Annotated in this window: 8 protein-coding genes; 5 read left to right on the forward strand and 3 right to left on the reverse strand. The window is 61.1% G+C overall.

From position 1 onward, the window contains the following. Positions 1-98 precede the first annotated feature (98 nt). The 3 genes from argJ to C6382_RS14590 all read left to right on the forward strand — a co-directional run bounded on the left by argJ (position 99) and on the right by C6382_RS14590 (position 2,964). The gene (gene argJ, locus C6382_RS14580) at positions 99-1,316 is read left to right on the forward strand and encodes a bifunctional glutamate N-acetyltransferase/amino-acid acetyltransferase ArgJ (RefSeq protein WP_107025113.1); all 1,218 of its coding nucleotides are present in this window, start codon (positions 99-101) and stop codon (positions 1,314-1,316) included. A gap of 80 nt (positions 1,317-1,396) precedes the next feature. Continuing rightward, positions 1,397-2,029, forward strand: coding sequence for a glutathione S-transferase (locus C6382_RS14585; protein WP_107025114.1), 633 nt, complete (start codon positions 1,397-1,399; stop codon positions 2,027-2,029). Further along, positions 2,026-2,964 carry a Nudix family hydrolase gene (locus tag C6382_RS14590; RefSeq protein ID WP_107025115.1) on the forward strand — a complete coding sequence of 313 codons (939 nt, stop codon included), beginning with the start codon at positions 2,026-2,028 and terminating at the stop codon, positions 2,962-2,964. Before C6382_RS14585 ends, C6382_RS14590 begins: the two co-directional genes overlap by 4 nt. A gap of 87 nt (positions 2,965-3,051) precedes the next feature. Here the strand turns inward: C6382_RS14590 and C6382_RS14595 are convergent, their stop codons facing one another. Genes C6382_RS14595 through C6382_RS14605 form a run of 3 tightly spaced genes read right to left on the reverse strand, consistent with a single transcriptional unit; the run spans position 3,052 to position 6,619 of the window. Further along, on the reverse strand, positions 3,052-3,612 hold the full coding sequence (locus C6382_RS14595; protein WP_107025116.1) for a cob(I)yrinic acid a,c-diamide adenosyltransferase: 561 nt from the start codon (positions 3,610-3,612) through the stop codon (positions 3,052-3,054). Between the two features lie 2 nt (positions 3,613-3,614). Further along, positions 3,615-5,651 (reverse strand): ATP-binding protein, encoded by a 2,037-nt coding sequence (locus tag C6382_RS14600; protein ID WP_107025117.1) that lies wholly within the window; start codon positions 5,649-5,651, stop codon positions 3,615-3,617. Between the two features lie 50 nt (positions 5,652-5,701). Further along, positions 5,702-6,619, reverse strand: coding sequence for a putative 2-dehydropantoate 2-reductase (locus C6382_RS14605; protein ID WP_107025118.1), 918 nt, complete (start codon positions 6,617-6,619; stop codon positions 5,702-5,704). A 113-nt stretch (positions 6,620-6,732) separates the two neighbouring features. Here C6382_RS14605 and C6382_RS14610 point away from each other — a divergent pair, with 113 nt between their 5' ends. Both C6382_RS14610 and C6382_RS14615 read left to right on the forward strand, forming a co-directional pair. Beyond that, positions 6,733-7,218: a YajQ family cyclic di-GMP-binding protein gene (locus tag C6382_RS14610; protein ID WP_107025119.1), complete on the forward strand. Its 486-nt coding sequence runs from the start codon at positions 6,733-6,735 to the stop codon at positions 7,216-7,218. Between the two features lie 112 nt (positions 7,219-7,330). After that, positions 7,331-8,173: a mechanosensitive ion channel family protein gene (locus C6382_RS14615; protein ID WP_107025120.1), complete on the forward strand. Its 843-nt coding sequence runs from the start codon at positions 7,331-7,333 to the stop codon at positions 8,171-8,173. The last annotated feature ends 177 nt before the right edge of the window (positions 8,174-8,350 follow it).

The raw sequence follows: 8,350 nt of genomic DNA on the forward strand, positions 1-8,350 counted from the left end.
CGAACACCACGCCGCGACCGGTCTTGTACCGTCGCGGCGTTGTTTCATCTCAAGCACCGGCCTATTCGATCCGGTGTACTTTTTCTAGGAGCGCTTACATGGCTGTTGGTCTTGGTCCTTTGCCAACGTTGCACCCGGTTCCAGGTTTTGAACTCGGCATCGCCTCTGCGGGTATCAAGCGTCCGGGACGCAAGGACGTGGTGGTCATGCGCTGTGCCGAAGGCTCCAGCGTGGCCGGTGTGTTCACCCTCAATGCCTTTTGTGCAGCGCCGGTGATCCTCGCCAAACAGCGCGTTCAGGGCACTGTGCGCTACCTGCTGACCAACACCGGTAATGCCAACGCCGGTACCGGCGCTCCGGGTCTGGCTGCCGCTGAACGTACCTGCGCCAAGCTGGCCGAGCTGACGGGCGTCGATGCCAGTGCGGTATTGCCATTCTCCACCGGTGTCATCGGTGAGCCGCTGCCTGTCGAGAAAATCGAAGGCGCGCTGCAGGCTGCCCTGGACGATCTGTCGGAAAACAACTGGGCTGCTGCCGCTACCGGCATCATGACCACCGATACCCTGCCAAAGGGCGCCAGCCGTCAGTTCCAGCATGACGGGGTGACCATCACCGTCACCGGTATCAGCAAGGGCGCAGGGATGATCCGTCCGAACATGGCGACCATGCTCGGTTACATCGCCACCGACGCCAAGGTTGCACCTCAGGTGCTCAAGGACCTGATGCTCGATGGCGCCAACAAGTCGTTCAACCGCATCACCATCGACGGCGATACCTCGACCAACGATTGCTGCATGCTGATCGCCACCGGCAAAGCGGATGTCGCTGAAGTCACCGAGGCCAGTGGTCCCCTGTTCGAAGCACTGAAAAAAGCGGTGTTCGAGGTGTGCATGGAAGTGGCTCAGGCCATCGTTCGTGACGGCGAAGGCGCGACCAAATTCGTTACCGTTGAAGTCAATGGTGGCGGCAACCACCAAGAGTGCCTGGACGTCGGTTACGCCGTGGCTCACTCGCCATTGATCAAGACCGCACTGTTCGCTTCCGACCCGAACTGGGGGCGCATCCTTGCCGCTGTTGGCCGTGCCGGTGTGCCTGAGCTGGACGTCAGTCTGATTGACGTTTACCTGGGTGATGTCTGCATCGCCAGTAAAGGCGGCCGCAGTGCCACCTACACTGAGGCTCAGGGTGCGGCGGTGATGGCCGAAGAGGAAATCACCATCCGTATCGAGCTGGGCCGTGGCCAGTGCAGCGAAACCATCTGGACCACCGACCTGTCCCACGAGTACGTGAAGATCAACGCTGAGTACCGCACCTGATCTCATCGCGGGGCAAGCCCGCTCCCACAGACGGTGGGAGCGGGCTTGCCCCGCGACAGTCCCACTGATGGAGCCGAACCATGAGTTACCACCTGATCATCGGCGACAAGCTGTACTCCTCCTGGTCGCTGCGCGCCGCCCTGGCCCTTGAGCTGGCCGGCGCCACCTATGATGAAACCCTGATCAAGCTCAACCAGCCCGATACCCGTGCGCGGCTGCTGGAGTACTCCCCGACGGCTAAAGTGCCACTGCTCAAGTGCGAGCACGGCATCATCGCCGACTCCCTGGCTATCGCCGAATACCTGGCCGAGCGCCACCCACAAGCCCATCTGTGGCCGACCGACGTTGCCGCCCGTGCCCAGGCACGCTCTGCCTGCGCGCAAATGCACAGTGGCTTCTTCGCCCTGCGCGGCAACATGCCGTTCGATCTGTCTCGTGATGCAGCGCTGGAGAACATGCCACTGGATGTGCAGGTTGATATCGACCGCATCGTCGCGTTGTGGTCCGAATGCCGTCTAGCCGCCAAAGAAGCCGGTCCGTTCCTGTTCGGCACGCCGAGCCTGGCGGACGCGTTCTTCGCCCCTGTCGCCGTGCGCCTGCGTACCTACCGGGTGGAAGTGCCTGCTGAAGCAGCAGCCTACATCGAGACCATCTACCAGTGGCCAGCCTTCCAGGCTTGGCAAAAAGCTGGCCTGGCGGAGCGCGAAGGGTGAAACGCATACATGTAGCCGCTGCGGTCATTCGAGGTGCTGATGGCCGTATCCTGATTGCCCGTCGCGCCGACACCCAGCATCAAGGCGGGTTGTGGGAGTTCCCTGGCGGCAAGGTCGAGGACGGTGAAGCGGTGGAAACCGCTCTGGCTCGTGAGCTGAACGAAGAGCTGGGCATTGGCGTCACGGCGGCGCGGCCGTTGATCAAGATCCACCACGATTATCCGGACAAGCAGGTACTGCTGGATGTCTGGGAGGTCAGTGGTTTTACCGGCGAGCCCCATGGCGCCGAAGGCCAACCGCTGACCTGGGTCACGGCCCGAGAGCTACCGCAGTACGACTTCCCCGAGGCCAATCGGCCAATCGTGGCGGCGGCGCGTTTGCCGGGTGAGTACCTGATTACCCCAGAAGGGCTGGAAGTCCCGCAGATGCTGCGCGGAATTCAAAAGGCCATTGCCGGCGGGATAAAGCTGGTGCAGCTGCGCGCCCCAAACATGTACGACCCCAAGTACCGCGACGTGGCGGTGGATGCTGTAGGTTTGTGCGCTGGCAAGGCGCAACTGATGCTCAAGGGGCCGCTGGAATGGCTGGGTGACTTTCCCGCAGCCGGCTGGCACCTGACCTCGGAGCAACTGCGCAAGTACGCCAGCAAGGGTCGACCGTTTCCGGCGGAGCGCTGGCTGGCTGCGTCGTGCCATAACGCTGAGGAATTGGCATTGGCCGAGCAGATGGGGGTGGATTTCGTCACCTTGTCGCCGGTGCAGGCGACGCAGACGCATCCTGAGGCTCAGCCGCTGGGTTGGGAGCAGGCACAGCAGTTGATCGAAGGGTTCAGCAAACCGGTGTATCTGCTGGGTGGTGTGGGTGCTGCCGAGCGCGAGAAGGCCTGGCTGCATGGCGCTCAGGGTGTGGCGGGGATCCGCGCATTCTGGCCTTAAGTCTGAATCATGGGCTGCATTGCAGCCATCGCCAGCAACGCCGGCTCCTACAGATTGTAGGAGCCGGCGTTGCTGGCGATGGGGCTTTCAAGGTTTGGCTGCAGCCTGCCAAAGCACCTCAGCCACCCCCTGACGTCGGCCAATCAAGCGTGCGGCCACAAACAGTAAGTCCGACAGTCGGTTGATATACGCCAAACCAACGCCAGCCAGTGGCTCGACACTGTTCAGTTGCTGGCAGCGCCGCTCGGCACTGCGTGCCAGGCTACGGCACACGTGGGCTTGAGCAATCAGCGCCGAGCCACTGGGCAGGATGAAGTTCTCCAGCGGCCCCAGCTCTTCGTTCCAGCAGTCAATAGCCGTTTCCAGACGCTCCACTTCCGCTGCGTTCAGCGCCTGATAACTGGGCATCGCCAGCTCACCGCCGAGATCGAACAGGCGGTGTTGGCAAGGCGCCAGAACCTCGAACACTTCGTCCAGCTGCTGCTCTTGCAGCCAGGCCAACAGTAGCCCCAACTGGCTGTTAAGGCTGTCGACCTCACCGATGGCCTCGATCCGCGGATGATCCTTGGGCACCCGACGGCCGTCGCCCAGACCGGTTTCGCCCTTGTCGCCGGTGCGGGTGTAGATTTTCGACAAGCGAAAGCCCATGTTCACGACTCCATTTTGTCTGGCTCGACCACGGTCGGTGAGCTGTTGGCCAGTGGCAGGCGCAAGGTAAAGCAGGTGCCTTGCCCCGGTGCCGATTGCACCTCCATCTGGCCTTTGTGGTTATTGGTGATGATGAAATACGACACCGACAGGCCCAGGCCCGTGCCCTGGCCGATTTCCTTGGTGGTGAAGAACGGCTCGAAAGTGCGCTTACGCACCGCTTCTGGCATACCGACACCGTTATCCTCAACCTGAATCTCCGCCCAGGGCGGATTGAGCCGGGTGCGCAGGATGATGCGGCCCGGCTCGCTGTCGTCTTCGCGCTGGTGGATGGCCTGAGCGGCGTTTTTCAGCAGGTTGAGCAGCACTTGCTCGAGTTCGTTGGCAGTGCAGGGCACCGGTCCCAGGTTGGGGTCGAACTGACGGATGATGGCTTGGCCCTTGAAGTCGAAGCCGATGGCCAGGTCAAAGTCGTTACCGGCAATTTCCACGGCCTGGTCGATCAGTGCCGGTAAGTCGCAGGGCGCCAGCTGGCGGTTGCTGCGTCGACTGAAACTGAGCATATGGGTGACGATTTTTGCGGCGCGGGCCCCGGCCTGCTGGATGCCGTCCAGCAACTGCGGGACTTCGCGGCTTTCCAGGTAGCGGTTGACGGTAGGCAGGTCGATACCCAGTTCGCCTGCCTGTTCCTGGTTCTTTGCCAGGTCCGGTGACAGGCGCCGGCGAATGTTCTGCACGTTGTGCAGGATCGCGCCCAGCGGGTTGTTGATTTCATGGGCCATGCCAGCGGCCAGGCCCCCAACCGAGAGCATTTTCTCCGACTGCACCATCATTTCTTCCAGGGACAGGCGCTGGGTGATGTCGTCGATACGGATAACCACGCCGCGCCCACCGCCGCCCATCAATGGATAGAAGGTCAGGGCGTAATGCCGGGCGTCATCGCCTTTGGTCCAGGTCACCCGTTCGATTTTCGCCACCCGGTGTTTCTCGACACTTTCCTTGAGCTGCGGCAGGAACGGCTTGAGCGGCTCGAAGGCGAGGAAGATCGGCTGGTTCAGTGCTTCGTCCAGGGGCGTGCCGGAGAGGGCGCTGGCTTCCTGGTTCCACTGGGTCACGTAGAGCTGTTCGTCGAGGGCGATCAATGCCGAGGGCATGGAGTCGATGATGCTGTTGAGGTAGTTCTGAAAACCGGTGAGTTTTTTCTCGATCTTGCTGCGTACCTGGACTTCCAGCTCCAGCTTGCGGTTGGTGTGGCGGGTTTCCTCGGCCAGGCCCTGAGCCTGGTCATAAGCGTCCTGGAATTCATCACGGGTGCGCTTGAGCTGCTGTTCTCGTGCTTCGATGCGCGTGAGCATGGTATTGAAGGCTTCGGCCAGGCTACCGATTTCATCATCATTGCCGCGTTGGGCGCGCAGCGAATAGTTCTCCTCGCGGGTAACCTGACGTGACAGTTGTTCAAGCTGGTTGATTGGCTGAGTAATCAGGCGCTTGATCTGCCGGGCGATGACCATCCACAACAGGATACTGAACACCAGGATGCCCAGGCTGGCGGTGAGAATACCGGTATAGAAAGCCATCGGCAGTTCACTGCTGGCCACCATCAGCAGGTAGCCGGGAGGCTTGCCCGGACGAATCAGTTTGGTCAGCTGGGTGCTGCGAAATTCGGTCAGGCGCCAGTTTTCGATGTGACGCAAGCGGGTAGGCAGGGGCAGTTGCTCACCGTGCTGCAATTGCGCGAGCAGTTTGCCATCGCCGCCGTATACCGCAGCCGCCCGCAACGGGGTGTAGCTGTCGAGCTCTTTGAGCAAGGCCTTGGCGGACTCGGGTGAGTCGGCTGCCTGTGAGGCAAGCTGTGGATTGGCCACCAGTCGACCAATGGTTTGCAGCGCCTGTGGCGCCATGCTCTCCTGGGAAATCCAGTAAGCGGCGCTGATGAAAGTCAGGTTGGCCACCAGCAAAATGGTGATCAGCAGCACCAGCAGGGCGGCCAGCAGTTTCTGGCCGACCGGCAGGTTTTCCAGGCGTTCGCGCAGCGTCATGTGATAGCGGGATCCCGGTCTGTGGGTGAAAGGGCAGGGTAACGCTGCGTTCAGTCGCAGGGCAATCCGCGTGCACTCAGGTGTTCGAGCAGGCGCCGGTAGAGTCGTTCCAGGTGCGGCAGTTCCAGGCTGTGGCGGCTGGCCACGCGGCAGGCGTGGCCAAGCAGGTAGTGGATTTCGGTGCGCCGGCCCTGGTGAACATCCTGGTACATGGAAGAATAGTTGGCGGCGGTGGCCTTGATTACTCGCTCCACTTCCTCGCTCAAGCCATTGGCGGCTTCGGGTTGGCCACAGCATTGCAAAAGCTCGGTGAGTTCGGCGCAAAGGGTGGCCACTTCGCAGTGGTGCTCCTCAAGGCCGCCGTTGCGGCAGTCGTGCAGCACGGTCAGCGGGTTGATGGCGCAGTTGAGTGCCAGCTTGCGCCACAGCCGGGTGAGGATGTCAGGCGTCCACTGGTGGGGGATTGCGGCGTCGTTCAGGTCATCGAGCCACTCCGGGACCAGCGGGTTGGCCTGGTCACCTAGCCAGTTGAAGCCGTGACCGGCGAAGTTGACCTGCCAGTCGGCCTGGCGAAACGCGCCTTCGGTGCTGGAGGCGAAGATGCAGCGGGCGTGCGGGACCTGATTGGCGACCGCATCCTGGCTCCCCAGGCCGTTCTGCAGCAGGATCAGTTCGGCGCCGTGGGCCAGGCGTGGCGCCAGTCGCGCCACCGCGTGCTCAGCGTCATAGGCCTTGCAGGCGACCAGCAGGCGATGAATGGGCGTGCTGTCGTCGGCGGTTTGCGCCGGAATCGCATGCAGTTGGGCCCGGCCCTTTTCGATCAGGGTCAGACCACCCACCGCTTCATAGGCCTTGAGACGCTCTGCATCGCGCAGGATCAGCCGGACCGCTTTGCCCGCACGGGCCAGACGGCAGGCCCAGAGGCTGCCCAGACTGCCGGCGCCGAGAATATGCCAAGTGCTGCTCATCAGCGTTTCGCAACCGTTATAATGAGCCGGTATTTTAACCGTCAAACCCTGCGCGCTCCATCGCGCTCTTTCATCAGAGCCGCGAGCGTGCGTTTATTTTATGGAGAGAAGGTATGCCGTCGTTCGACGTGGTATCGGAACTGGACAAGCACGAAGTCACCAACGCCGTGGAAAACGCGGTCAAGGATCTGGACCGTCGCTATGACCTCAAGGGCAAGGGCAGCTTCGAGTTCAAGGAAAAGGAACTGACCGTCACCCTGACTGCCGAAGCCGAATTCCAGCTCGAAGCGATGATCGAGATCCTCAAGTTGGCCCTGGTCAAGCGCAAGATCGACGTGCAGTGCCTGGAAGTGAAGGATGCCTACGCTTCAGGCAAAGTGATGAAGCAGGACGCCACCCTCAAGGAAGGCATCGACAAGGAGTTGGCGAAGAAGATCGTCGCCCACATCAAAGATGCCAAACTCAAGGTTCAGGCCGCCATCCAGGGCGAGCAGGTACGCGTCACCGGCAAAAAGCGTGACGACCTGCAGGAAGCCATCGCCGCACTGCGTGGCAAAGAGTTCGGCATGCCGCTGCAGTTCAACAACTTCCGCGACTGATCGAAGCATATCGGAACCTTGGCGCCGTTTTGGCGTCCGAGGTCTCTGTTGCCGTTGAAACGATTGCGGCGCGATTTTTACAGCTTTTGCCCTTCGGCATCAGGAGAACATTATGGATTTGAGTGCTGAAGTCGATCAGCTGGTTAAAACGTCGCAGACCTGGATCCCCTTGATCATGGAATACGGCAGCCGCCTGTTGCTGGCGCTGCTGACCTTGGCCATTGGCTGGTGGGTGATCAACAAGGTGACCTACCGTCTGGGCAAATTGCTTGCCTTGCGCAATGCCGACCTCGCGCTGCAAGGTTTCATCAGTACGCTGGCGAATGTGATTCTGAAGATATTGCTGGCGATCAGCGTTGCCTCGATGATCGGTATCGAAACCACCTCGTTCGTCGCCGCCATCGGTGCTGCCAGCCTGGCCATCGGTCTGGCTTTGCAAGGCAGCCTGGCAAACTTCGCTGGCGGCGTGCTGATTCTGCTGTTCCGTCCGTTTCGCCTGGGTGACTGGATCGAAGCCCAAGGCGTTTCCGGCACTGTAGACAGCATCCAGATCTTTCACACGGTGCTGCGTACCGGTGACAACAAGACGGTGATCCTGCCCAACGGCAGCCTGTCCAACGGCATCATCACCAACACCAACCGTCAGCCAACCCGCAAGGTGGTGTTCGATGTCGGTGTCGATTACGAAGCCGATCTGCAGAAAGCCCGTCAGGTACTGCTGGCGCTGGCCAAAGACCCACGCGTACATCAGGATCCGGCGCCACAGGCAGTGGTTTCGCTGCTGGGTGACAGCGCGATCACACTGTCCTTGCGGATCTGGGTGAACACTGCTGACTACTGGGATGTGCTGTTCATGCTCAACGAGCATGCGCGCGATCGTCTGAAGGAAGAGGGTATCGACATTCCCTTCCCACAGCGGGTGATCCGCGTAGTGCAGGAAGCGGCGGTGCAGTAAGTACCGATCTGATCGCGGGGCAAGCCCGCTCCCACAGGGATAGTAACCATCCTGTGGGAGCAACTGTCTTCACCATGCTATTCGTCACCGCCATTCGGTACCGTCGCGTAGCATGGCGTTCAGCCTGATCAGCAGTATCCGCATGCAGGCAATGAGCGCGACTTTCGCGCTCTTGCC

Source organism: Pseudomonas sp. BBP2017 (assembly GCF_003024385.1).
Lineage (GTDB): Bacteria > Pseudomonadota > Gammaproteobacteria > Pseudomonadales > Pseudomonadaceae > Aquipseudomonas.